The following is a 25739-nucleotide window of genomic DNA, read 5'->3' as shown; positions in this document are numbered from 1 at the left end:
ATTGGCTAGACGCATGCGCCAGACTCTATCCGCAGCCTTCAAGATGGGCGAGAGGCCTCCACAAGCCGATCTCCCCACCTGTGGGGGAGATGTCCGGCAGGACAGAGGGGGGTAAGCCACACACTCAGCCCTATATTGTGGCAGCTTGCAGTAAAGATAAAACGCATTTAAATTCAATGATTTACTTGTCCTTGATAACGCGTTCTTCCGCAAATCCCCCAACATTACCGATTTTTCACGCACCAGACACTTCGCTGTAAGGTAGAGCGACCTATATCTTTGGTCATCCACCGCTTCCCCGATCCACCGGGGCTCTAGTCTGAATGAAGAAAGAAGGTAAGTTCCATGTTGAATTCGCAAAACGGACGTCCCTCGTTGAAGACCGTTCTCAAGTCTTCCGCTGTTGGTGGTCTGGCGGCTCTGATGCTGACGACCGGTGTGGCCGGGCCAATCGCTCATTCTTTTGCAGCACCCGTTGAAGTGACCGCGCCGCAGGTGCCGAGCTTTGCCAATGTCGTTGACGCGGTCTCCCCTGCTGTCGTTTCGGTGCGTGTGCAGTCCAATGTGCAGCCTGCTTCCGATGATAACAGCGGCTACTCGTTCAATTTCGGCGGTCGTGGTCTCGACCAGCTTCCCGATGACCACCCGCTGAAGCGTTTCTTTAAAGAATTCGGTGGCCCCGGCTCCGGTGACGACAAGCGCGCCGACCGTGGCCCGAAGGCTCACCGTGATGGCAAGGGTCCACTGCGTCCAACGGCTCAGGGCTCCGGCTTCTTCATTTCTGAAGACGGTTACATCGTGACCAACAACCACGTTGTTGACGATGGTTCTGCCTATACGGTTGTCATGAATGACGGCACCGAGTTGGATGCCAAGCTGGTCGGTCGCGACAGCCGCACCGATCTGGCCGTGCTGAAAGTGGATGTGAACCGCAAGTTTACCTATGTGCAGTTTGCCGATGACAGCAAAATCCGCGTTGGTGACTGGGTGGTTGCCGTGGGTAACCCGTTCGGCCTCGGCGGTACGGTGACCTCGGGTATCATTTCGGCCCGTGGCCGTGATATCGGCTCTGGCCCCTATGACGATTATCTCCAGATCGATGCTGCCGTGAACCGTGGCAACTCCGGTGGCCCGGCGTTCAACCTCAATGGCGAGGTGATCGGCATCAATACGGCGATCTTCTCTCCATCTGGCGGTAACGTCGGTATCGCGTTTGCCATTCCTGCTTCCGTCGCCAAGGACGTCATTCAGGACCTGATCAAGGACGGTAAGGTCGAGCGCGGCTGGCTTGGTGTGCAGATTCAGCCTGTGAGCAAGGATATTGCCGAATCGCTCGGTCTTTCCGAGGCGAGTGGTGCGCTGGTTGTTGCCCCGCAGGCCGGTTCGCCGGGTGACAAGGCTGGCATTAAACAGGGTGATATCATCACCGCGATCAATGGCGATACGGTGAAGGATGCCCGCGATCTGTCACGCCGCATCGGTGCCATGGCGCCGAACACCAAGGTCGAGCTGTCGCTGTGGCGCGGTGGCAAGTCGCAGCCGGTCAGCGTAACGCTGGGCGATCTGGCGAGCGACGATGCTTCCAAGGCAACGGCAAGCCAGAACGACGACAAGGGCGGCCAGTCCTCCAGCGAGAAGGCACTGTCGAGCCTCGGCCTATCGGTCGCACCGGCTGACGACGGCAACGGGCTCGCCATTACCGATGTCGACCCCGACTCCGATGCCGCAGCGCGTGGCTTGAAGACCGGTGAGAAGATCACCTCTGTAAACAACCAGCAGGTGGCGAAGGCAGCCGATGTCGAGAAAATTCTCGAGCAGGCCAAGAAGGATGGGCGCTCCAAGGCGCTGTTCCAGATCCAGACCGACGATGGCAGCCGCTTCATCGCGCTGGATATCGACCAGGGTTGATGAGCGAATAGGATACCGGGTGTGTAGACACCCGGTATCACTTTTAAAGGCGAAATATTTTGCGGAGTGCGTCTCATTCTCTCCGTCATCCCGGCCTTGAGCCGGGATCCAGCCGCCGCGCGTCTGCGCGGCAGAAGAGTCTTAAGCGATCAGAGACCTGATCGCACTGGACCCCGCTATCCAAGTGCGGGGTGACGGTTGAAAAGGCGGCATAAGGTTTCACTTCGATCGTCTGCTAGCACCCAGGAGCCGAAACATATGGAAAGCAATCTGCATAACGATAGCAACCCCACTGTTTCCAGTTGTGTGGCGAAGGTCGAGGACGCTATTGTCCCGCACATGAAGATTCTTGTTATTGAAGACGATCTGGAAGCTGCGGCCTATATGACGAAGGCGTTCCGGGAAGCGGGCATTGTGGCCGATCACGCCAGCGATGGCGAGAGCGGTTTGTTTATGGGCGTCGAGAATGCCTATGACGTGATGGTCATCGACCGCATGTTGCCGCGCCGTGATGGCCTATCCGTCATCAGCGAGCTGCGCCGTCGTGGCATCGAAACGCCGGTGCTGATCCTGTCCGCGCTGGGGCAGGTGGACGACCGCGTGACGGGTCTGCGCGCCGGTGGCGATGACTATCTGCCGAAGCCCTATGCTTTCAGCGAGTTGCTGGCGCGTATCGAAGTGCTGGGTCGCCGCAAGGGCAAGCCTGAGCAGGATATGATCTACCGTGTCGGCGATCTGGAACTCGACCGTCTTTCCCACGATGTGCGCCGTGGCGGCAAGGAAATTCTCCTTCAGCCGCGCGAGTTTCGCCTGCTGGAATATTTGATGAAGAATGCGGGCCAAGTGGTGACGCGTACCATGCTGCTCGAAAATGTGTGGGACTACCATTTCGATCCGCAGACCAATGTCATCGACGTGCATGTGTCGCGCCTTCGCTCGAAGATCGAGAAGGACTTCGACAAGCCGCTGCTGAAAACCATTCGCGGCGCCGGTTACATGATGAAGGACGAGGGGTAACGCCGCCTCATGGCCCGTCTTCGTCTTTTGTTCAGCTCGACGGCGGTGCGCCTTTCGGCGCTCTATATCCTGCTTTTCGCGCTTTGCGCCGCTTTCCTGGTTTTCTATGTCACCGCGCTGTCCGAGGGTTTGCTGAACCAGCAGACGCGCGATGCCGTGCAGCAGGAGGTCAACGACGTTCAGCGCGTTTATAATCGCGGTGGCATCAACCCGCTGCTGCGGATGATGGAGCGCCGCGCGCGCCAGCCGGGGGCGAGCCTTTATGTGATTGCCGGGCCGAATGGTGAAATTCTGGCGGGTAACGTCGCCTCCGTGCAGCCAGGTGTTTTCGACAGTGAGGGCTGGACCGAATTGCCGTTCGGTTACGAGCGCTATTCCGAAAGCGGCGATGCCGTGAAGCATCTCGCTACGGCCAGTATTTTCCGTCTGGATAATGGACTTCGCATTCTGGTCGGTCGCGATCTGGGCGAGCCGACGAAGTTCCGGTTGCTGGTGCGCAATGCGCTGATGGTGGCGCTGGCGATTATGGGTGGCGGTGCGGTTCTGATCTGGTTTGCCATCGGGCGTAATGCGCTGAAACGTCTCAACCGCATGTCGGATGCGACGAAGAAGATCATGGCGGGCGACCTTTCGCAGCGCCTGCCGCAGGGACGTTCCGGCGATGAATTCGACCGGCTCTCGGGCTCGCTCAACGCCATGTTGGGACGCATCGAGAAGCTGAACGAAGGGCTGCGGCAGGTTTCCGACAACATCGCGCATGACCTCAAAACGCCGCTGACGCGCCTGCGCAACAAGGCGACCGAAGCGCTGGAAGACCGGGATGACGGCAAGCGCCGGGCAGCGCTGGAAGGCATCATTGCCGAATCCGATCAGCTGATCCGCACCTTCAATGCTCTTTTGATGATTTCCCGTGTCGAGGCCGGTTCGATTGCCGCTGAGATGAGCGATGTGGATGTTTCTGCGATTGCCGAGGATAGCGCCGAACTTTACGAGCCGGTGGCCGATGAGGAAGGCTTGACGCTGACGGCGGATATTGCGCCGGGGCTGATCGTGCAGGGTAACCGCGAACTCATCGGTCAGGCGCTGACCAATCTCATCGACAACGCCATCAAATACGCCAGCGGGCATGAGGGCAAGAAGGCGCTGGCCGTGCGGCTGGCGCGGCAGGACGAGGGGATCGTGCTTTCGGTTGCAGACAATGGCCCCGGTGTTCCCGCAGCCAAGCGTGACGAGGTCATCAAGCGTTTCGTGCGGCTGGACGAAAGCCGCTCCAAGCCCGGAACGGGTCTGGGCTTGTCGCTTGTCGAGGCCGTAATGGAGCTGCACGGCGGGTCGCTGCAGCTTTCCGATACTGATCCTGAGAATGCCGAGGCACCCGGCCTGACTGTTTCGATGGTTTTTCCCGTTTCCACACCGTAAGGTCTTACCCAAAAACAATGAAGCCGATTCCGTGAGATCGGCATTCAGCGTGTAAGGGAGAGAGACAGTGCAAGAAGCCGCAACCGTCGAAAGACGGCTGGAAGACGTGCAGCCGGGGGTGATCCGTCCTTATACGCAGACGGAGCTGAAATCCGTTCTCTCTACCCTGAAGGATATCGGCAAGAGCGAACCAGATGTCGCAGCGCTTCTTGCGAGCGACAGGCCGCTCAAGGATTTTGTGGCGCAGGCATTGTCATTGTCACCCTATTTGCGGGACGCGGCAGTCGCCGATGAGGGATTGCTGACGCTGGCGATATCTGGACCGCTGGATGCAACGCTGGCGCGACTGGTCGAAGACGCCCGCAATTGCTGGCGACCGGATGATGAGGGCGCCCTGCCGAGTGAGGCTGAGGTGATGGCCCGGCTGCGGATTGCCAAGCGACGACTGTCCTTTATCGCGGCACTTGCCGATCTGGCACGGATTTTTGTGGCAAGAGATACGACACGATGGCTGAGCGATATGGCCGATGCCAGTCTGGCGGCGGCGATCGACCATCTGCTTCTGGCCAACCACCATAGTGGCAAGCTGACGCTAAAGAATGAGGATGCGCCGAGTGAGGGCTCTGGCCTGATCGTGCTGGGCATGGGCAAGCTGGGTGCGCAGGAGCTGAATTACTCATCCGATATCGATGCGGTCGTGTTCTTCGAGCCTTCCTCCGGCATCATCCCCGACCCGCTGGATGCGTTGGAAATCTTTGGACGCATGATGCGACGGCTGATCCGCATCATGCAGGAGCGGACGGCGGATGGTTATGTCTTCAGAACCGATTTGCGGCTGCGCCCTGACCCTGGCTCCACGCCGCTGGCCATACCCGTCGAGGCTGCGCTGACCTATTATGAAGGACGGGGGCAGAACTGGGAGCGTGCGGCCTATATCAAGGCAAGACCGGTGGCGGGGGACATCAAGGCGGGTGAAAGCTTCCTGCGGGAACTGACACCCTTCGTGTTTCGCAAATATCTGGATTATGCGGCGATTGCCGATATCCACTCCATCAAGCGGCAGATACATGCGCATAAGGGCCATGGCGCGATTGCGGTGAAGGGGCACAACATCAAACTCGGTCGCGGCGGTATTCGCGAGATCGAATTCTTCGCGCAGACGCAGCAGTTGATTGCAGGCGGTCGGATGGCACCGCTGCGGGTGCGCTCGACGCAGGAAGCGTTGGCGGCACTGACGGAGGCGAAGTGGATCGATGCCAGCACGCGCGATAAGCTGACGGATGCCTACTGGTTTCTGCGTGAAGTGGAACACCGCATCCAGATGGTGCGTGATGAGCAGACGCATATTCTGCCCGATACCGAGGCGGAGCTGAAACGCATCGCCTTCATGCTGGGCTTTGCCGATACCAAGGCGTTTTCCGAAAAGCTGGAGACGGTGCTGCGGTTGGTGGAGCGGAAATATTCGGCGCTGTTCGAGCAGGAAACCAAGCTTTCGGGCGAAAGCGGCAATCTGGTCTTCACCGGCCAGAAGGATGACCCTGATACGCTGAAGACGCTGGCAAGGCTTGGTTTCGAGCGCCCCGAATCCATGTCGGGCGTCATTCGGACGTGGCACAATGGCCGCTACCGCGCCACGCAATCCGTCGAGGCACGGGAGCGATTGACGGAGCTGACGCCGGAACTGTTGCAAGCTTTTGGCAAGAGTAAGCGGGCCGATGAGGCACTGCTGCGGTTCGACAATTTCCTGTCCGGCCTGCCTGCCGGAATTCAGCTTTTTTCGCTGCTGGGCAATAACCCGGCGCTGCTGTCTCTGCTGGTGACGATCATGTCGTCTGCGCCAAGACTTGCGGAGATCATTGCTGCGCGCCCGCATGTTTTCGATGGCATGCTGGACCCGGCGCTGATGACGGAAATCCCGACGCGCGAGTATCTCGGCCTACGCATGCAGGGGTTTCTGGCACCGGCGCGGCACTATGAAGACATTCTCGATCGGCTGCGCATCTTTGCTGCCGAACAGCGCTTCCTGATCGGTGTGCGGTTGCTGACGGGTGCGATACGGGGTGAGGTGGCGGCGCGCGCCTTCACCTATCTTGCCGATCTTGTGATAGAGGCAGCGGTGAAGGCGGTGATGGCCGAGATGGAGGCGGCGCATGGCATATATCCGGGTGGTCGCGTTGCTGTCGTCGGTATGGGGAAGCTGGGCTCGTTCGAATTGACGGCGGGCTCCGATGTCGATCTCATCCTGCTCTATGATTATGATGATGCGGCGTCTGAATCCGATGGGGCGAAGCCGCTGGATGCCGTCCGATACTTTACCCGCGTCACGCAAAGGCTGATCTCGGCATTATCAGCGCCGACTGCGGAAGGTGTGCTCTACGAAGTCGATATGCGGCTGCGACCTTCCGGCAATAAGGGGCCGGTGGCGACGCGCATTTCCACCTTCGAGAAGTACCAGCGCGAGGAAGCCTGGACATGGGAACATCTGGCGCTATCCCGCGCACGGTTGATCTGCGGTGATGCCTCGCTGATTGAGGATGCCGAACGCATCATTGCATCCGTTCTCTCGCAGAAGCGGGATGTGGCGAAGATTGCGGCTGACGTGGCCGAGATGCGCAAGCTGATCGGCGAGGAAAAGCCGCCTGCCAATAGTTGGGATTTCAAGCTGATCCCCGGCGGTCTGGTCGATCTGGAGTTCATCGCGCAATATCTGACGCTGGTTGCGCCCGCAAAGGACCTGCCGCCGCATGTGGCCGGGGAAAGCACGGCGGATGTTTGGAAACGCGTCGCGGCAGGCGCGATGGAGCCGCAGACCTATGACGACTGCATGGCCGCGCTCAACCTCTTCACCGAACTTTCCCAGATCATCCGCCTATGCATCGACAGCGATTTCGAACCGAAGCAAGCGCCTGCCGGGCTGATCGACCTCGTCTGCCGTGCCGGTGATTGCCCTGATATCGGCACGCTGGAAGGTGAGGTGAAGCGACTGTCGAAAACTGTGCGGAAGGCATTTTCAGCGGTTGTGGCGACAAAGGACTAAATTATAGGATGTACCAACCTCAAGCTGGAGATGAGCAGATGATTGGATACACCATGGTTGGCACGACGGATCTGGACCGCGCTGTGCTGTTCTACGATCCGATTTTTACCGAGATGGGACTGAAGCAGTGTTACAAAGACGAGCAGGTCTCGTTCTGGGGTGACAAGAGCGATGTCAACGCACCACGTTTCGCAACGGGTTATCCCTTCGATGGTGGCACGGCTGGCGTTGGCAACGGCACGATGACGGCGTTCGTGATCGATGGTTCCGATACGATTGATCGGCTGCATGGACTTGCCATGACAAATGGTGGATCGGATGAGGGCGCGCCGGGCCTGCGCCCGGATTACGGCGAAGGTTTTTACGCCGCCTATGTTCGCGACCCCGATGGCAACAAGATCGCCTTTGTTTGCTATGATGTGAGGAAGAACGTCTCCGTGCCTTGAGCATTCGTCTCCAGGCACCATCTTTGTTTCAGGTTTTGGCGTGGCAGTACGGATCGATCCATCTCAGGAGTGGGTTGATCCGTTTGCATGTCGCGCTCGTAAACAGGATCAAACACAAAGGCATATTCATGTTTCATCTGATTTTCGGAATTCCCTGGCTGGTCGTTGCCGTGCGATTTCTTCAGCCGCTGCCGTGGTTGTGGTCCGTCAAAGCCGTTATCGCATTGATCCTTCTGATCGCATCGCAATATCACCTGTTCAACCGTCTCTCTTCGGGATCGGTCTTTTCTCCTGAATTCTTCCGGCCGCTGGTCATCGCCTTCAACGTCCTGATGGGCACCATTATTCTGCTGGCATTCCTGCAGATCGCGCTCGATATCATCTCGCTGGTGGTATGGCCGTTCAAGGGCCATTTTCCGGCGGTGCCGGCCGGCGTTCGCTACGCGATGGGACTGGCAGCACTCGGCCTTTCGGCTTTTGCCGTCAGCCAGGCCATCCGTGTTCCGCCATTGAAGGATATCGAAGTCGCCATTCCGGGTCTGCCACCGGCCTTCGACGGCTATCAGATGGTGCAACTGACCGACCTCCACATCAGTCGGCTGTTCTCTGCCGAGTGGGCAAAATCAGTGGTGGAGAAAACCAACGCGCTCAATCCCGATTTGATCGTGATAACAGGTGATCTGATCGATGGCAGCATTCAGGCCCGCAGCGGCGATATTGCACCGCTGGCAAATCTTAAAGCGCGCGATGGGGTGATCACCGTTGCGGGGAACCACGAGTATTTCTTCGGCTATGAGGAGTGGATGAAATACTACCAGGGTCTCAACATGACCACGCTGATCAACGGGCACACGGTGCTCGACAGAAATGGCGAAAAGCTGGTGATCGCGGGCGTTACCGATCTGTCGTCGTCCAGAACACCGTTCCCGCAGCCGGATATTGCAGCGGCGCTGCGCGGTGCGCCGGAACAGGCGCCCATCATCCTGCTCGACCACCAGCCTAAGGAAGCCGCGCGCAATGCGAAGATGGGCGTGGCGTTGCAGCTGTCCGGCCATACCCATGGCGGCATGGTGTTGGGTCTGCACAAGCTCGTTGCGCGTGCCAATAATGGCTTCGTGTCTGGCTTCTATCAGGTGGGTGGCATGCAGCTCTACGTCAACAACGGCACTGCGCTATGGCCGGGCTTTGCGCTACGGCTGGGTAAACCATCGGAGCTGACGCGCTTTACGCTTCGTCGCGCGCCCTGATTTTACTGTATGCAGTATTTAAAAACGGCGGGCCTCACCTTGAATGGTGAGGCCCGCTTTTTTGTGTTCAGTGGACCGATGCCGATGCCAGCGGCTGCACCGTCTCCGCATGCGGTATCATCAGCGCGACCACCGTACCCTTGCCGACGCAGGAGCGGATTTTCATCGAGCCGCCATGCAGCTTGACCAGCGAGCGGGAGATGGCGAGGCCAAGGCCCGAGCCGCCCTGGCTCTTGGCGTATTGGCTCTGCACCTGTTCGAAGGGCTGGCCGATCTTGTTGATGGATGTGCTGGGAATACCGATGCCGGTATCGGCGATGGTCAGCATCAATCCCCTTTGATGCACATGCGTGCGAAGCTCCACGCGTCCACCTTCACCGGTGAATTTCACCGCATTCGACAGGAGGTTGAGCATGATCTGCTTCATGGCGCGACGATCGACGGCCATGTGCATGTCCGCACACACGCGCTGCTGGATGGAGATGTTCTTCTGCGCGGCCTGAATGGCGGTGAGGCGCAGCGTTTCTTCGACCAAAGGTGCCAGATCGACCTTCTCGCAGTTGATCCGCATATGGCCGGCTTCGATCTTCGACATATCGAGGATGTCGTTGATGACGTGGAGCAGATGCTTGCCACTGTCATGAATATCGCGAGCATATTCCGAATATTTCGGCGATCCGACGGGGCCGAACATCTCGTTGAGAAGAATTTCCGAAAAACCGAGAATGGCGTTGAGCGGAGTACGCAGCTCATGGCTCATATTGGCGAGGAACTCGGATTTCGCAGTATTGGCCGCTTCGGCACGTTCTTTTTCCGCCTGATAAAGCGCATTGGCGTCGGAAAGCTCGGTCTTTTGACGCTCCAGCTTGTGGCGGGAGGACGACAGGTCACCGATTGTCGCCATCAGTCGCTTTTCGGAATCGCGCAGGCGTTCTTCGTGGCGTTTGAGAAGTGTGATGTTGGTACCGACGGACACCAGACCGCCGTCACGGGTGCGTCGTTCGTTGATCTGCAGCCAACGGGCATCGGCCAGCTGGACTTCCATTGTGCGTGACAGGCCTGATTGGTCCGGGTCTGCGACGCGGCGCTCCACCACGGGGCGGCAGGCAGCTGCGTTGACGACGGAGCGTTCGGTGCCTGCAACCAGCACGCTGTCGGGCAGGCCATAGGCTTGCTGGAAGTGGGCATTGCACATGACCAAACGGTCGTTCTTGTCCCACAATACAAAGGCTTCGGACGTGCTCTCGATGGCGTCCGCCAGACGCTGGTCGGCTTCGGCGTAACGCTGGGCCAGACGGTGCTGTTCGGTGGTGTCCATGGCGATGCCGATGACGCGCGGGCCTGCGGAGGTGTGGATGACCTGGGCACGGGCACGTAGCCAGACATAGTGACCATGGGCGTGGCGCATGCGGAACACCTGGTCGATCTGGCGCAGTTCGCCACAGCCGACGGAGCGGGCCAGCTCGTAGAGATTGCCGTCTTCCGACTGCATCATGCGGGCCGCATCGCTGAAGGACAGCGGTTCGGTTTTGGGTGGAAGGCCGAGAATTTCATAAAGAGACGTGGACCAGAACATGCGGCGTGTGGAAAGATCGAAATCCCAAAGGCCGCAGCGTCCGCGTGATAGCGCCGTTTCGACGCGCAGGTTCGATTCCAGGAAGATTTCGTCTGCCGTGCGCGCCCGTTTCACCTGCATGTAATAGGCATAGAGAATGACGAGCAGGATGGCGGAGATGCCGGTGAACAGCGTGACGTTCATGGCCACTTCGCTGCGCCAGAAGGAGCGGATCGGCTCCAGCGAACGGGCTGCGATGATCATGCCGCCATCGGTACCCAGCGGCAGCATGGTGGCGTAATGCGGTGTACCTTCGATATCGGTCTCGACGGTGCCGGGCGCATCCGGGAAACGCCGGACAATGGCGATTTCCGGCAGCAGACCGGTGAGCGATGTCCCCAGATAGCTGGAGGCTTCGTTGCCGATACCAGCAAAAATCCGGCCGTCATTGCCCGCGATCAAAAGCAGGGTGTTGTTGTTGAGGCCCCCTGCTGGAAAAGCCCGTCCAAGGCGAGTCTCGGCCGCCGTGCGGTCCTGCGTGGCGAAAAGGACTTCGTCGCCCATGAGCGCCGCCTTTGCCGCAAGCGCCGAAAGTGCCGTTGCCTGGCGCGCCGATTCCTCCATGCGTCCTGATTCCGCTACGATGCCAAGAATACGCGAGGCCGCAACGACAATCAGAAAAGCTAAAATGAGGACCGGTATCAGCCGCTTAAGAAGTGTTTCCAGTTGGGGTAACTGAAGTCGGCTCTTTGGCCAGGTGGTAACCCCCACCATGAAACCAGAAAGCTTGTCTCCCCATGCAGCTACATCGCATATTTTGGCATACAAGCGTTCATCGCCTGCAGTCGCCCGCCGCACGTTCGTCATTATCCCGCCTTGATGTCCCTCGTGTCACTCGAAGCGCCGCCGCTCGAATCTGACACCAGTGAATCAAAGCTGATTCGGCTTGTCCAGAGCTTATGGTTAAAAGAATTTTAAGCCGTTGAACGGACTCTGTATTTTTTTGGAGCAGGTCTGGCGACCCCGATGGAAGTCGCCAAACTCATCTCAGCTCATGCTTTCAGCACGCGTTCCACGATGTCACGAACGTCTGTGGAGAGCGCTGGAGACCGCTCGATGACAGTCAATGCGGCGCGTGCATGATCGGCCCTGACTGGCTCCAGAGAGCGCCAGGAGCGCATGGATGTGAGCATGCGCGCGGCAAGCTGCGGGTTGCGCTTGTCGATGCCGACGATCTGTTCGGCAAGGAAGCGATAGGCTTCACCATCGGCACGGTTGAACCCGGTCGGGTTTCCGAAGGCGAAGGTCCCGATGAGGGAACGAACGCGGTTCGGATTGGTGGCGATGAAATGCTTCGAGTCCGTCAGCGACTTGATGCGATCAAGCGCACCGTCACCGGGTATGGCCGCCTGAATGGACAGCCACTTGTCCAGCACCAGCGCATTGTCGGCAAAGCGGCTCTCGAATGTCGCGAGTGCCTCTGCGGTTTCTGGCGCATCCGGGAAGCGCTGTGTCAGGACGCTGAGCGCATGGGCAAGATCGGTCATGTTTGTGGCGGCGGAAAATGCCGCGGACGCCCGCTCCGGTGTCGGCTCGGCAAAGGACAGATAGCCCATGGCGATGTTGCGCAACGACCGGCGACCGGCACTTGCGGCATCAGGAGAGTAGGGGCCTTTGTCTTCGAAGGCGGTGAACAACGACGTGAAGGTTTCCACGCCAGCCTTGGCAATGGCCTCCATGGCGGCGTTGCGGGCCGTGTGGATGGCGTTCGGATCGTTGTTGCGGCCGATCTCGCGGGCAACGTCTGCTTCGCTCGGCAGTCCCAGCGCCTGGGCGCGGAATGCGGGCTCCAGAGCGTCATCACCGGCAATGTCGATAAGAGTGGCGATAAAGGCTTCGTCGAACTGGGTCTCGGTGCCGTTCAAAACCGCCTGCGTGGCTTTGATGAGGTTCGGCATGGCCAAGGTTGCCAGGGCCTGCCAGCGAGAGAACATATCCGTATCGTGGCGGGCAATCTGCACCATATCTTCGGCGGACTGCTCCAGATGCAGATTGATCGGTGCCGAGAAGCTGCGGTTGATAGACAGCACCGGACGCGATGGAATGCCCGAGAAGGTAAAGGTCTGGCTGCGCTCGGTCAGATGCAGCACGCCATCCCGGTAATCACCACCTTCGACCGTCGACGGTTCGGCAATCTGGCCGTTGTCGAGAATGAGCGCCGTGGAGAGCGGAATGTGCAGGGTCTGCTTGTTGGTCTGGCCAGGTGTTGCCGGAACGGTTTGTTCCAGCGACAGCGTGAAGGTGGACGACGCGGCGTCGTAGCTGGTCGAAGCGCTGACCAGCGGTGTGCCAGCCTGGATATACCAGCGGAAGAACTGCGACAGATCGCGGTCGCTTGCCTCTTCGAAGCACTTGATGAAGTCTTCGACGGTGGAAGCGTCGCCATCATGGCGTTCGAAATAGAGGTCCATACCCTTGCGGAAATCATCGGCACCTAAAATGGTGGCGATCATGCCGGTGATCTCTGCACCCTTCTCATAGACGGTCGTCGTATAGAAGTTGTTGATCTCACGATATTTGTCGGGGCGTGGCGGATGTGCCAGCGGGCCGCTGTCTTCCGGAAACTGTTCGGATTTCAGGTGGCGCACATCGGCGATGCGCTTGACCGGGCGCGAGCGCATGTCGGAGGAAAATTCCTGATCGCGATAGACGGTCAGGCCTTCCTTCAGGCACAGCTGAAACCAGTCGCGGCACGTGATGCGGTTGCCGGTCCAGTTATGGAAATATTCATGCGCGATGATGCGCTCGATATTGGCGTAGTCGGTATCGGTCGCGGTCTCCGGGTCGGCCAGCACGTATTTGTCGTTGAAGACGTTGAGGCCCTTGTTCTCCATGGCGCCCATATTGAAATCGGACACGGCGACGATCATGAAGATATCCAGATCGTATTCGCGACCGAAGCGTTCTTCGTCCCATTTCATGGAGCGTTTCAGCGCATCCATGGCATAGGCCGCGCGCGGCTCCTTGCCGTGCTCGACGTAAATCTTCAGCGCGACATCACGACCGGACATGGTGGTGAAGGTGTCTTCGATGAGGCCCAGATCGCCTGCCACCAGCGCAAAGAGATAGCTTGGCTTGGGATGCGGATCGAACCATGCCGCGAAGTGACGGCCTTCATCGTAATTGCCGCCGCCGAGGAAATTGCCGTTGGACAGCAGGAAGGTGTTGCCTTCCTTGGCGGCAATGATGGTGATGGTGTAGGGCGCCAGAACGTCGGGACGATCGGGGAAATAGGTGATGCGGCGGAAGCCTTCGGCTTCACACTGGGTGCAGTAGACACCGTTGGTGCGGTAAAGACCCATCAACTTCGTGTTAGTTTCCGGGTTGATGTAGTTCGTTACGCAAATCTCGAACGGCTCTGCCGCTGGCAGGTCGCGGATCGTCAGACTGTCCGGCGTCACATCATATTGTGCAGCGGGAATGTCGATCTGGTCCAGCAACAGGCCTGATAGTGTCAACTCGTCGCCGTCAAGAACGAGCGGCGCCGATGTATCGGCACCTTCGCGCCGATGAAAAATCAGTCGCGCTTCGACCTTTGTATTTTGCGGATCGAGTTCGAAAGTGAGGTCAACTCGTTCGAGAACGAAATCGGTGGGGCGATAATCCGCCAGGTGAACGATCTGGCCCGTGTCTGTTCGCATGACTATTCCTGAATGAACCTTGTCTGCCACGTCTCAGGTTTCATGCCGTATGCCACCTGAAAGTCGAATTGAAGTCGGTCACGTTCATGTGCAACTCGCAAAACATGATGTCCCGCGTATTTTCTTGCCAGACGAACGGTTCAATTGTCACCAATGACTGTGTCTCGCATTGGGACATCATTCCATTAAATGTTGAACGATTGCTGAAATTATCGTCCTTTCAGAATTATATTATAATAAAATATTTGCTTGGTTAGCAATTCTATTACGGCAGCCTGGCGCATATTCGCCTCACGCCTTCAGCCCCAGGCTGTTGCGTATGGCGTCTTCGCTTTCGGTCTGCTGGATGACGACGCCGTACCAACCAAGACCGTCATAATCCTCATAGCCGAAGGTTTTGGCAAAGGCGACGATGGTGCCGCCCGTATAGTAGCTGCCGCGCATGGCATTCCCTGGGTTCTGAAGTGGGTAGTGCGTAAAGCGCAATGCCGGATCGCTGCTGGCGATCACGCGCATATCGCCATCGAGCAACAGGACCACGGTGCGTTCGGCCACCGGTGGCGGTAGGTTTGCCTCCTTTTCGACGATGGCGCGCCCCTGTTCCTGCCAATCGAAATAGACGCCAAGCGTTCCCACCAAGGCCCCATCGTTCTTGCCACCTTCGCGGATGCCGGTGGCGTAGACCAGAACGTCTCTGTCATCGTGCTGCGGGCTGCTCTTGACCTGATCGACGATATATTCGTCACCGCTGCGGCATTGCGATGCCGCGATGAACCACGGTTCAAGCGTGAGGTTGCGACCCACCAGAGCGGATTTGTAGCGTGGATTGGCAGACGCGATCACCATGCCACGGCGATCCGTCATGACGAGGTCGATATAGACGGTGTAGAAGCGGGATATGACGCCCAGCCGTTCGGAAGCGAAAGCGGCATCTGCCTTGTCATTGCTCTCAAGCGCTTGCCACAAAGCTGTATCGGTCGCCCACCACCGCACATCGGCGGTGCGCTCAAACAGATTGCGCACGATGAGCTGGACCAATGTCTGGGCCATGTCCATCAGGCGCACGCCTTCCATTTCCTCGACAAGGGCTTCCGCCATATCACGGCTGAGCCCGATGCGGCTCAAGACGTTGTGCTCGAAGGTGGAGGAAATGTCCGAGGCGATCTGCGCCAGTCGTTGCACTTCATTCGCCACCACGGAAAAACCCTTGCCGGCTTCACCCGCTCTGGCCGCTTCGATGAGCGCATTGATGGCCAACAGTCGGATCTGCTTGACGATATGGGTGTTATCTGTGCTGAACTGCCGTAGATCGTTCGACATTCCATCCGTGACGATACGCATGCTGCGGGGCGTTGCCGGTGGCAGTGAATTTTTGTCCAGGATTCGCAAAGCTGGTTTCATGATCGTATCGTCTGTTCTGCTTGGATATTGAAATGAGTTGGTTTTTCAGCGTTCTGGGACGGAAAACTGAATGTTCTGCGTGATGTATTTAGAATATGTTCTGGTTAATATTTGGTTTCGACAAGTTGTAATAAGTAGAGTCGAAATTCTCTATTGTGTGATTGCCAATACAGCATCTGCATATATTTAAAGCACTTTTTGAGATCGATGGGCCAGGTCGTGGCTTTTGGGCAAGCGGTTGCATGAAAAGTGATGGGGCGAATGCTCAATCTGGAGTTTATGTCGGAATCGACGGAAATATCTGATAGTCATCGTCACAGATATGCAGCGTCAGCCTCTGGCCTGTGAGATGAAACCGGTTCACGTCCCCGTGGGCCCATGAATGTCAGTTTCCGATGAGTGCCGCCGCTTACAACCCCATCCGGGGCATCAGCTTCAAATTGATCTCTGTTGCGTTCTTTCTGGTGATGCAGACCTGCATCAAGGCGGCCGGGGCGGATATTCCGGCAGGTCAGATCAGCTTTTTCCGCTCGGCCTTCGCCATCGTTCCCATCGTCATCTATCTCGCATGGCTGCGCAGCCTTCCGCGCGCATTCTACACGCAAAACCTTGCCGGTCATTTCAAGCGCGGTTGCCTTGGCGTGCTCTCGATGGTGTGCGGCTTTTACGGGCTGACGATGTTGCCGCTGCCGGAGTTCATCGCCATCGGTTATGCATCGCCCTTGATGGCGGTTGTCTTTGCGTCGCTGCTTTTGGGGGAGCAGGTGCGTGTCTACCGCTGGTCTGCGGTGCTCGTTGGCATGACGGGGGTGGTCATCATCCTGTGGCCGAAGCTGACGCTGTTGCAGCAGGGCGGCTTTGCTGCCGGTGAGGGGATCGGCGCGCTGGCGGTGCTGGCCGGTGCCGTGCTGGGCGGGCTCGCCATGGTGCAGGTGCGCCAGCTGGTGGTGACGGAAAAGACGGCGACGATCGTGCTCTATTTCTCGCTGACGGGCGCGCTACTCTCTGCCCTCAGCTTGCCGTTCGATTGGGAATGGCTGGATATGAAACAGACCATTCTTTTGATCTCCTGCGGGATCGCTGGTGGAATCGCTCAAATCTTGCTGACCGAAAGCTACCGCCACGCGGAGGTCTCCACCATCGCGCCGTTCGAATACAGCTCGATCCTGTTCGGGATTGCCGTTTCCTATATTCTGTTCGGCGATATTCCGACAGTCAGCATGTTGATCGGCACCGCCATCGTCGTGTGCGCCGGTATCTTCATCATTTTTCGTGAGCATCAGTTGGGTCTGGCGCGCAAGGCCGCACGAAAAGCGTCGACACCGCAGGGTTGAATGCCAAAAAATGGCATTTCTGCTGACTGAGAATAAAAAGCTGATAAACTCGTTTTTTCCTAAAGCTTTGTTCAATTTGAACGTGAATGTGATATCCAGCATTTTGTAGGGGTCAAATTTTGGGGTGGCGTATCGTGTTTGGGGCAAAACGCGGAAGGCCTGACTGTGCGTGGCTGTCTGTCACGGACAGCGCAGTCATGCGACGCAATAAAAATGAAGTGGCAACCGGTCGTCGTGTTATGGCGGAAAACCCGTCTTTGTCGCGAGATATGTCATGAACTATACGCATGCGGAACTCACGGCGCATCCACACTTGCTGGGCGCCATACGCGGGCTCGCGCGCAATCTTCGTGCGGCCTATAACGACAATCCCAGGATTGCGCGGCTGTTGTCGGCGCATCAGAAGTGGTTGCTGACACAGGCGGGCATGGCGCTCAATCTGGAGACGGCCCCACGGGGATTTACGGTGGCGCAGCTGCGCGAACTGGTGACGGATAACGGCATAGCCAGCCGCAACACCGTGCAGAACTATCTCGATCAGCTGGAAATTTATCGGTACATCGAGAAGGTTGGCCCGACGACCGTGCGTCCACGTCGCTACAGGGCAACAGCGATCAGCCAGCAAAATATGCTGATGTGGTATGTGGCAAACCTGGCCGCACTCGACGGGATGGATGGCGGAACGCGCGCAGCAACGATGATGGCGCAGCCGGAGCTGATGGCGCTGGCGCAGCCGCGCGCGGCGCGCAACTGCCTGCTCGACAAGGAGTGGGTCGATCCGCCCGCGCGTGTCGGCCTGTTCCTGTGGACAGAAGCGGGCGCGCTGGTGATGGACGAATTCATCAGTCGCATCGAAGATGCAGACCGGCAATGCGATCGCATCGATATCGGCTTTGTCGACGCGCGCGCCATGGCATCCGAATTCATGATGTCACGGACACATCTACAGCGTCTGCTGAACAAGGCGGCCGAGCAGGGCACGATGGGCTGGCACGACGACAGCCTGCGCAGCGGCATGTGGTTCTCCCGCGATTTTCTGGATGAGTATTGCAGCTGGCAAGCGATCAAATTCGTCTACGTGAATGATGCGTTTCTGGCGGCTTGCGACGCTGCGAAGGACACTTTGCCGGAATAATGGTGCGTGCCTCTTGTTACAGAGAGGCACGCCTGCTTGTGCGCCGGTGACCAGCCAGAAGAGACGGCTACATTTTACCCCGAAACGCAAAAGCGCCTCTCCATCGGAAAGGCGCTGCAAAGCGTCGGATTATAGAGTCTTCGAGGGTCAAACCTGAAGACTGTTTAGATCAGCGCTCGCGGAAATCCGCAAAGACTGCCGAAGGACGTGTCGTGCGAACCTGCTGTGTGGACGCGCGAGCGGTCAGCTGTTCGTTGGTGCCACCAAAGCGGTGGTAGCCATTGCTGGAGCGCGGGCCGAGGCCTGCGAGCCGGAGTGTTTCGAAGCCGGAGTGAACCGGACGGAAGCGAGTGGTCATTGCCTTGGTTCCTTAAACCGTTTCCTCCCAAGACGAGATGACTTATTGCAGTGCGGTAGAGATTCGGCAAGAAACGCAAGCGCGCCGCTGTTATGCGCCATTTGCATGGCTATCTTCATAAATGATTCATATTGATCAAAAAGGAAGCATTCATATTTCGCGGATGCGTGCCTGAAATGCTAATAAATCCTGCCAAGCCAAGGGCTTACTGGCCGGTGCGTTCAAAAGTTCCTGCGGGTGCAGGGTGGCGATGGCGGGCACGATGCCGTGGCCGGATGCGACATCGCGCCACTGTCCGCGCAATGTATGGATCGTTCCTGTGCCGCCGAAGAAAAAACGGGCGGTGAAGTTGCCCAAAAGCAACAGTACCTTTGGCTCGGCCAGCGCCACCTGCCGCTCGATGAAGGGACGGCAAATCTCCATTTCCGGGCCGGATGGCGAACGGTTGCCCGGCGGGCGCCACGGCACGACATTGCTCAACAGAAGATTGGTGCGATTAAGTCCGATGGCGGCCAGCATCCGGTCCAGCAGCAGGCCGGTCTTGCCGACATAAAGCTGCCCCTCGCGGTCGTCATCCGCATCCGGCATGGGACCGATGACCATGATGCCGGAGGAGGGGTCACCTTCGGCAAAAATAGTATTGCGGGCGCTGTTTTTCAGATTGCAGCCGTTGAAGCCTTCCAACGCGGTTTTGAGTTCCGGCAAGGAGCGGGCCGTTTCCGCCGCAAAACGAGCGGCCGCAATCGCCTGATCGTCCGGCATCGCCACATTGGTCTGGATCGCAGGAGCGGGTGGTGGCGCGGCTGTGCGCGATGGCGTCTTGGATGGAGCGGCGCGCTGCGGCGCTTCACTCTGCTGAGGCTGAGGCTGCGCCTCGCGCTGAGCCGGTCGGCTCTGGCGGGTTGCGGAAAACTCCGCGAATCGATCCAGCGGACTGTCTTCCAGCAGCCATTCCACGCCCGCATCCGCATGGAAATGCAGGAGCGCCGCCAGTTCTGCCGCAGAAAGGTCGTGAGCCGAGATCATGGGCGAAAACTACCTCAAGTCTCGGCGTGGCGTAACCCCTGTTATCACGCTGTCCAGCGCTCAATATCACCGCTTTCGCCGATCATCGCCAGACCATGGGCAATCGACAACAACTCGCCACCGGTTTCGATCTTGTCGGCATCGAAGCGCCGCGTGAAGAGCTGGCGCACGGCTGGCACGAAGGAGGTGCCGCCGGTCAGAAACACCTTGTCGATGGCCTCTGGCGCGGTCTGGGTTTTCTCCAGCACTTCATCCAGTGCGCCTTCGATCTTCGCAAGATCATCGCTGATCCATTGATCGAAATCGGAGCGCTTGACCATCTTGCGACCGGCCTTGCCCAGTGGCGAGAAGTTGAACTCGGCTTCTTCGCTGGAAGACAGTGCCATCTTGGTGGCGGAAATGGCCTGATAGAGCGGATAGCCTTCGTCATGCTCGACGAGTTCTACGAACATCTCCAGCTTTTCAGGCTCGAGCGCCGAGCGCACCAGCGATTTCAAGTCGGCAAATTCCTTGGTCGTCTTGAAGATGGAGAGTTGGTTCCAGCGTCCGAAGTTGACGTAGTAACCGCCGGGAACATCCAGCACCTTGTCGAAGCTCTTGAACTTGCTACCCTTGCCAATCTCGGGCGAGACCAGATTGTCGATCATGCGGAAGTCGAAATGGTCTCCTGCGACGCCAACGCCCGAATGGCCGATGGGGGTGGCCGACAGCTTGCCGCCATGGGTCTCGAAGCGGATGAGCGAATAGTCGGTGGTGCCGCCGCCGAAATCGGCGACCAGAACATTGGCGTCCTTCTTCAGGCTCTGCGCGAAATAGTAGGCGGCAGCGACGGGCTCGTAGACATAGTGGATTTCCGGAAAACCGGCGCGGGTCAGCGCATCATTGTAGCGCGCCAGCGCCAGGGCTTCATCGGGATTGGCGCCGGCAAAGCGCACCGGCCGCCCGGCGATGACGCTCGAGATATCGGTGGGCCACTCATCGCCCGCATAGGACTTCAGCTTGCGCAGAAAGACCTCCATCAGATCCTCGAAGCTTTGGCGCTTGGCGAACACCAGCGTGCCCTGAAACAGCGAGGAGGCGGCAAATGTCTTGATGGATTGCAGGAAGCGACAGTCACCGGGATTGTCGATGAACTGCTGAATGGCGGCATGACCCGCTTCGACATGGAGGGCGGCGGCGCCCATGCTGCGGTCCTTCATGAAGGACAGCGCTGTGCGCATGCTGTCTGCGGTACCGGCACTGCTGGTGAATCGCATCGAATGGCTGTTCGTGCCGCTGTCTGAGAGAGCCATGACCGTGTTGGTCGTGCCGAAATCGAGGCCGAGTGTCCGTGTCATTGCGCATGGTCCTTAAGATCAATGATAGATTTTGCCGCAAGCCAGTCGGCGTTCGGTCAAGAATGAGACGCGCAAGGCGTCCGCCTGTTTTGAGGAGGGCGCGTGATCGCATAGCGACGTGTGAATGGCAAGCGCGGCCCCAGTATTTTCTCAGCGTCTGCCGCAATAATGCCATTCGCATTGCTCTTTTACGGTGCCGGGGTGAGTATCGAATACAGCAGCGAGGAAGAGTGGCGTATGGCCTTCAAAACGGGTTTGGCAGCAGCATTTTGTGCAGTTGTTTCAGCATCTTATCTCCACGTTCTGCCAGCACGGGCAGCAGAGCCGGTGCAGTGCACGGTTATCCTGGACGCAACCAGCGGCAAAGCCCTGCATCGTGAAGGTGCCTGCGACAAGGCTTTCGCTCCGCAATCCTCCTTCAAACTGCCGCTGGCGATTATGGGGTATGATGCGGGGATTTTGAAGGACGAGACAAACCCTCGCTGGGACTACAAGACGGAATGGAAACGACCCAAGCGCGAGCAGCAAGCGACCGACCCGACCATTTGGGAGCGCGATTCCATCGTCTGGTACTCGCAGGAAATCACGCGGCGTCTGGGCGAGCAGAAGTTTGCCGATTATGTCCGTCGTTTCGATTACGGCAATGCGGATGTGAAGGGCGTCAAAGGCCGAACGGACGGGCTGACGGAAGCATGGCTGATGTCATCGCTGAAGATTACCGGCGACCAGCAGGTGGACTTCGTTCGCCGGTTCGTGACGGGCAAACTGCCGGTTTCCGCTGAGGCAATGAACAAGACCAAGGCCATCATCCCCACATTTGCCGCAGCCGATGGCTGGCAGGTGCATGGCAAGACCGGTTCTGGCCGCATGCGCACCAAGGCTGGCAAGTTCGATGGCGATGACTGGCTGGGCTGGTTCGTCGGCTGGGCGCAGAAGGGCGACCGGCAGGTCGTGTTTGCCACGCTCAACGTCAAGGACTGGAAAAGCGAGGAGCCGATCAGCTTCGCCACGCGTGATGCGCTGATTGCCGACCTGCCGAAGCTGGTGAAATGACCTAGCGGATGAAGCGTCGCGAGGCCCAGATCACCACGAGGCCCGCAACGAGCACCAATGCGCCGCGCAGCATCCAGGGGCTTTGGTTGATCATGAAGCTGGAGGCGGGGTAGGGGAAGTAACCGCTACCCTGCCCAATCCAGATCAGGCCGATCAGGGCCACCAATGCGCCGAGTATGGTCAAAGAAATCCGAAGTATGTGCATGATGCGCCTCGACAGAAAAAACCTCCCCGGAGCTTACTCCGAAGAGGTTTGAATGACCATGCGCTTCAGCGGCCAAAATCAGGCTTGCGCGTAATAGGTCTCGACAAGGCTTGCCTTTGGCTCTTCCGCGTCGGTCTCATTGAGCAACGTGTTCTTGACGACCGCAGGATCGGTGTTGGCGATGGCATCGAGAAGCCCGCGCAGGATGCGGTCTTTCTGCACCTCGGCCGCACGGCTGCGGGCAATTTCTGCGGCGGCCTCTTCCTCATCGGCAAGGCGACGCAAGGATGATCTGGCTTCCACAGCGTCGAATTTAAAGTGTTTTTCAGCGTGAACTGAAACATCAGGTGATGCAGGCTGCCGCACTATGACCGGCGCAGATACAACCGGCGTCGCGCCGGATGGGGCAGGCTGGGTATTGGACGGCGCGGCGGCAGACGGCGGCGCAGAGCCGTTGTTGCCTTGTGCGGGCGCGGCGGTGTTGGTGTCGCCTTGCTCAACCGGCGTGGATTCGCCGGTTTCAGCAGCATTGTCGTTGTCTGCTGTCGGTTCATCGGCAACAGGCTGCGGATCGCTGGGTTGCGGCTGTTCCGATATGTCCGTCTCTTCAGGCGCTGTGTTTTCGGCAGGTGGTTCAGATGCCACGGGCGGATTATCCGATGAGTCTGTCGGTGCAGGTGTGGCCTCGGTCTCCGTCTCTGCTGAAGGTGCCGGTGCGCTGTCATCTGCTGGTGTGGACGAGACTGGCGACTCTTCGCCAGTGGTGGGTGCCGATGCTATGGGTTGCTCTTGTTCATCGCTTGAGGATTCCACTGGCGACGCGGCCGGGGCGGGCGAAGACGTGGTTTCGCCCGTTGTCGGCTGGCTTTCGGCGGGTTGCGTATCGCTGGCCGTTGGCTGCGAGGGAGACGGCGAATAGGTGCCGTCGTCGGTATCGGTATCGTCTTCCGCAACAGGGGCAGGTGTGCTTGCCGCAGGCTGGGTGGAGCTTGCAGGCGCTGTCGAACTCTGGCTTGCCGGAGTTGAGGACGAGGAGCCGCTGCTCGTTGTCGTGCCCGACGAACTGCTGGCTGGCTGCGTGCTGGACGATTGCCCGCTGGGGCTGCTTGTGGCCGGTGTCGATTTCGGTGGGAAGAGTGCTTCTAACATGGGGCGTGCCAAAGTTGATATTGGCCAACCAGCTAAGACACAGCCCCCAAAATTTCAGTGTATTGGCGTCATCCAATTTTAATCAAATGCTGGGGCATCCCCTTAAAGAGTGGATGATGGTCAATAATTATTTACTTTTGTGAGCGCCATAACACGTCAGCTGGCAGGCTGGTCGCCGCCTGCCTTCAATGCCGTCAAACGCTCGCGCATGGCGTCCTGCACGAAGTTGCCAACCTCGCTCATCGACATGCCGTGATCGACGAGATTCAAAACGAGATGGGAAATCCGAATGCGGGTTTCGTCATCTGCGCCTGGCAGGTTCAGCGCGCTGGCATGTTGGTCCATGAAGGGCATACGGCGATAAAAGCCGGTTCCGAAAATGTGCAGCCACATGCGCTCCAGAATATAGCCGTTGGCGGCGGCAGCACCGACCGAAAATTCGTACATGGCATCCCTGGATTCCGCGGATAGTCTGGCCACATAGTCATTGCGCACGGCAAAGATCGCGCCATAGGAAAACACGCCGACGGTGTGACGTTCGGCCTCTTCCGCAAGGGCGTCCAGCTTCCATTGTCGAAGCGCATGCGCTGCTATATTGCCGGTGTTGGGGGAAATGCCCGCCAGTGTCTTGTAGACGAGGCCCATGTTCCACGCGCCGACATCGGTGAATTCGAGCGCGACCCAGTCGAACAGGGAAAATGTTTCAGGCCGAACGCGAAGATGTAGCGGGAAATATTCGCGATATCGCGCCAGATTATCCGCGGGCGGAATGTTGCGGTCTGCAAGCCATTGCCACGACAGCGCCTGAACATCGTCCCATCTGCGCCAGTTTCTCAAAAGGTCGATGAAATCGGGGCTATGGGTGATCGGGTCTCCCTGCGAAAACACGGTAAAAAAGCGATCATCCGTCGCACGGGTGCGCATATGGTGAAGATATGTCTCGGACTCACGCCCGACATTCGGTCGCGCCACGATTTCGTCCGCGCGTGCCAGCACCGTTGGCGAGGTGATCTCTTGACCCTTGTTGTAAATGATAACGCGAAAATCCACGGGGATATCAACGATCCATTCAAGAGCTTCGCTGTATCTCGCCAAAATAATTGTATGCATGGATCCCCTCGTGAATATTGGAGCCAAAGCATTGCTGGCACCATATACGTGGGAGATATGTGTTTAAGCTTGTGTGGACGTTGCGGAGCCAAGTTACGCCACTATTTGCCGCATTCGAATACAGTAACGGCAGCGCGCCCGGCATCGGCCGGGCGGACTTTCGATTGTGATCAAGATCAGAGGGACTTCGCCGCGCCGCCATCCACCCGCAGCATGGTGCCGGTGATGTAGCTTGCAGGCTGAGAGCAAAGGAAGGCACCGGCGGCGGCAAATTCCTCGACTGCACCCAAGCGTCCAGCGGGAATGGTTTTCAGCGATGCTTCGCGCACCTCCTCGACGGTTCTGCCCAGCCGCTTGGCATTGGCGCCGTCGAGTTCATCGATACGGTCGGTGTGGATGCGTCCCGGAAGCAGCATGTTGGCGGTGATGCCGGAACCCGCAATTTCCGTGGCCAGCGTCTTGTTCCAGCCCACCAGCGCGCCGCGCAAAGTGTTGGAAAGCGCAAGGTTTGGGATTGGCTCGAACACGCCGGATGAGGCGACTGTCAGGATGCGGCCCCAGCCTTGCTCCTTCATCTGCGGCAGGAATGCGCCGGTCAGCGCAATGACGCGCAGCACCATGGATTGGAAGAAAGTTTCAAGCTTGTCGACGGTAATGTCCTGCGCCGTGCCGGGCGTCGGGCCGCCGGTGTTGTTGACGAGAATGTCGATGCCGCCAAGCTTGGTCTGAACGGCTTCGACCATGGAGGCCACGAAATTCTCCTGCGAAAGATCGCCCTGCACCCAGTCGGCCTTGCCCTTGCCCAGCGCATTGATGGCATCGACGTTTGCCGCCAGCTTTTCGCTGGTGCGCCCGACCAGAAGCACATGCGCGCCTTCCTTCGCCAGTGCCGTTGCAATGCCAAGACCAAGGCCACGAGACGATGCCAGTACGAGCGCGCGTTTGCCGGAAATGCCGAAATCCATGGGTATCCTCCTGAAAGATGCTGCTTGCGGTTATAGGGGCGGTGGTCCTGGTTTTGAAGGTGCGCGCGGATTTATTTCGACGAGTGCGAAGAGAACGACCGTTAGCAAAGCGGTGCGAACCTTACTCAACATTCATCTTGCAGAAAGCTTTCCGCCCGCCATCTTGACCACTTCACAAATCCCGTTAATTTACGTGAACGTAAGAGTAAGATATTACCGTCGCGCTCGATAATGTAATAAGCCTGAACAGGATTTGCCGCGTTTCAACCTCGACAACGGCTTTGTGCTTTGCGAAGAAGAATTGAGACAGTGCCTGAAAAGCAGGCGGGTGTAGCT

19 protein-coding genes are annotated in these 25739 nt (G+C 58.3%); 9 read left to right on the top strand and 10 right to left on the bottom strand.

All coding sequences use genetic code 11. From position 1 onward, the window contains the following. Positions 1 to 345 precede the first annotated feature (345 nt). The 6 genes from RRU01S_RS15215 (at position 346) to RRU01S_RS15190 (ending at position 9074) form a co-directional block, all read left to right on the top strand. Entirely contained in the window at positions 346 to 1908 is a 1563-nt protein-coding gene (locus RRU01S_RS15215) for a Do family serine endopeptidase (protein WP_045231145.1), read from the top strand. A 258-nt stretch (positions 1909 to 2166) separates the two neighbouring features. Then, positions 2167 to 2925 (top strand): response regulator transcription factor, encoded by a 759-nt coding sequence (locus RRU01S_RS15210; RefSeq protein WP_045231144.1) that lies wholly within the window; start codon positions 2167 to 2169, stop codon positions 2923 to 2925. A 9-nt stretch (positions 2926 to 2934) separates the two neighbouring features. Continuing rightward, positions 2935 to 4344, top strand: a complete 1410-nt coding sequence (locus RRU01S_RS15205) for a sensor histidine kinase (RefSeq protein ID WP_045231143.1) — start codon at positions 2935 to 2937, stop codon at positions 4342 to 4344. 67 nt (positions 4345 to 4411) lie between these two features. Beyond that, positions 4412 to 7381 (top strand): bifunctional [glutamine synthetase] adenylyltransferase/[glutamine synthetase]-adenylyl-L-tyrosine phosphorylase, encoded by a 2970-nt coding sequence (locus RRU01S_RS15200; protein WP_045231142.1) that lies wholly within the window; start codon positions 4412 to 4414, stop codon positions 7379 to 7381. A 38-nt stretch (positions 7382 to 7419) separates the two neighbouring features. Beyond that, positions 7420 to 7827 (top strand): VOC family protein, encoded by a 408-nt coding sequence (locus RRU01S_RS15195; RefSeq protein ID WP_045231152.1) that lies wholly within the window; start codon positions 7420 to 7422, stop codon positions 7825 to 7827. Between the two features lie 128 nt (positions 7828 to 7955). Next, complete coding sequence (locus RRU01S_RS15190) at positions 7956 to 9074, top strand: metallophosphoesterase (RefSeq protein WP_045231141.1); 1119 nt, start codon at positions 7956 to 7958, stop codon at positions 9072 to 9074. A gap of 67 nt (positions 9075 to 9141) precedes the next feature. Here the strand turns inward: RRU01S_RS15190 and RRU01S_RS15185 are convergent, their stop codons facing one another. The 3 genes from RRU01S_RS15185 to RRU01S_RS26700 form a co-directional block, all read right to left on the bottom strand. After that, a complete protein-coding gene (locus RRU01S_RS15185) occupies positions 9142 to 11496 on the bottom strand; it encodes a PAS domain-containing sensor histidine kinase (protein WP_045231140.1) in 2355 nt (784 codons plus the stop codon). A gap of 185 nt (positions 11497 to 11681) precedes the next feature. Beyond that, positions 11682 to 14330, bottom strand: a complete 2649-nt coding sequence (pepN, locus tag RRU01S_RS15180; protein ID WP_045231139.1) for an aminopeptidase N — start codon at positions 14328 to 14330, stop codon at positions 11682 to 11684. 291 nt (positions 14331 to 14621) lie between these two features. Next, positions 14622 to 15731: a methyl-accepting chemotaxis protein gene (locus RRU01S_RS26700; protein ID WP_045231138.1), complete on the bottom strand. Its 1110-nt coding sequence runs from the start codon at positions 15729 to 15731 to the stop codon at positions 14622 to 14624. 395 nt (positions 15732 to 16126) lie between these two features. Between RRU01S_RS26700 and RRU01S_RS15170 the strand changes: the two genes are divergently transcribed. Continuing rightward, positions 16127 to 17065 (top strand): DMT family transporter, encoded by a 939-nt coding sequence (locus RRU01S_RS15170; protein WP_045231137.1) that lies wholly within the window; start codon positions 16127 to 16129, stop codon positions 17063 to 17065. A gap of 274 nt (positions 17066 to 17339) precedes the next feature. After that, positions 17340 to 18200 carry a hypothetical protein gene (locus tag RRU01S_RS15165; RefSeq protein WP_045231136.1) on the top strand — a complete coding sequence of 287 codons (861 nt, stop codon included), beginning with the start codon at positions 17340 to 17342 and terminating at the stop codon, positions 18198 to 18200. A gap of 169 nt (positions 18201 to 18369) precedes the next feature. Here the strand turns inward: RRU01S_RS15165 and RRU01S_RS15160 are convergent, their stop codons facing one another. From RRU01S_RS15160 to RRU01S_RS15150, 3 genes are all read right to left on the bottom strand, one after another. Further along, a complete protein-coding gene (locus RRU01S_RS15160) occupies positions 18370 to 18558 on the bottom strand; it encodes a hypothetical protein (RefSeq protein WP_045231135.1) in 189 nt (62 codons plus the stop codon). 150 nt (positions 18559 to 18708) lie between these two features. After that, positions 18709 to 19584, bottom strand: coding sequence for a uracil-DNA glycosylase (locus RRU01S_RS15155; protein ID WP_045231134.1), 876 nt, complete (start codon positions 19582 to 19584; stop codon positions 18709 to 18711). Between the two features lie 44 nt (positions 19585 to 19628). Next, complete coding sequence (locus RRU01S_RS15150) at positions 19629 to 20921, bottom strand: Hsp70 family protein (RefSeq protein WP_045231133.1); 1293 nt, start codon at positions 20919 to 20921, stop codon at positions 19629 to 19631. A gap of 237 nt (positions 20922 to 21158) precedes the next feature. On the opposite strand from RRU01S_RS15150, the gene blaOXA reads away from it, so the two are divergent. Continuing rightward, positions 21159 to 21974: a class D beta-lactamase gene (blaOXA, locus tag RRU01S_RS15145; protein ID WP_045231151.1), complete on the top strand. Its 816-nt coding sequence runs from the start codon at positions 21159 to 21161 to the stop codon at positions 21972 to 21974. Position 21975: 1 nt separating this feature from the next. Here the strand turns inward: blaOXA and RRU01S_RS15140 are convergent, their stop codons facing one another. The 4 genes from RRU01S_RS15140 to RRU01S_RS15115 form a co-directional block, all read right to left on the bottom strand. Further along, on the bottom strand, positions 21976 to 22179 hold the full coding sequence (locus RRU01S_RS15140) for a hypothetical protein (RefSeq protein WP_045231132.1): 204 nt from the start codon (positions 22177 to 22179) through the stop codon (positions 21976 to 21978). A gap of 78 nt (positions 22180 to 22257) precedes the next feature. Then, a complete protein-coding gene (locus RRU01S_RS26215; RefSeq protein ID WP_165572232.1) occupies positions 22258 to 23328 on the bottom strand; it encodes a hypothetical protein in 1071 nt (356 codons plus the stop codon). Positions 23329 to 23484: 156 nt separating this feature from the next. Further along, the gene (locus RRU01S_RS15120; RefSeq protein WP_045231128.1) at positions 23485 to 24438 is read right to left on the bottom strand and encodes a hypothetical protein; all 954 of its coding nucleotides are present in this window, start codon (positions 24436 to 24438) and stop codon (positions 23485 to 23487) included. Between the two features lie 176 nt (positions 24439 to 24614). Beyond that, on the bottom strand, positions 24615 to 25403 hold the full coding sequence (locus tag RRU01S_RS15115) for an SDR family oxidoreductase (RefSeq protein ID WP_045231127.1): 789 nt from the start codon (positions 25401 to 25403) through the stop codon (positions 24615 to 24617). Positions 25404 to 25739 lie beyond the last annotated feature (336 nt).

Source organism: Agrobacterium rubi TR3 = NBRC 13261, from assembly GCF_000739935.1.
GTDB lineage: Bacteria > Pseudomonadota > Alphaproteobacteria > Rhizobiales > Rhizobiaceae > Agrobacterium > Agrobacterium rubi.
Note: the sequence above shows the minus strand (reverse complement) of the source record. Positions and strands in the feature narration are given on the sequence as shown.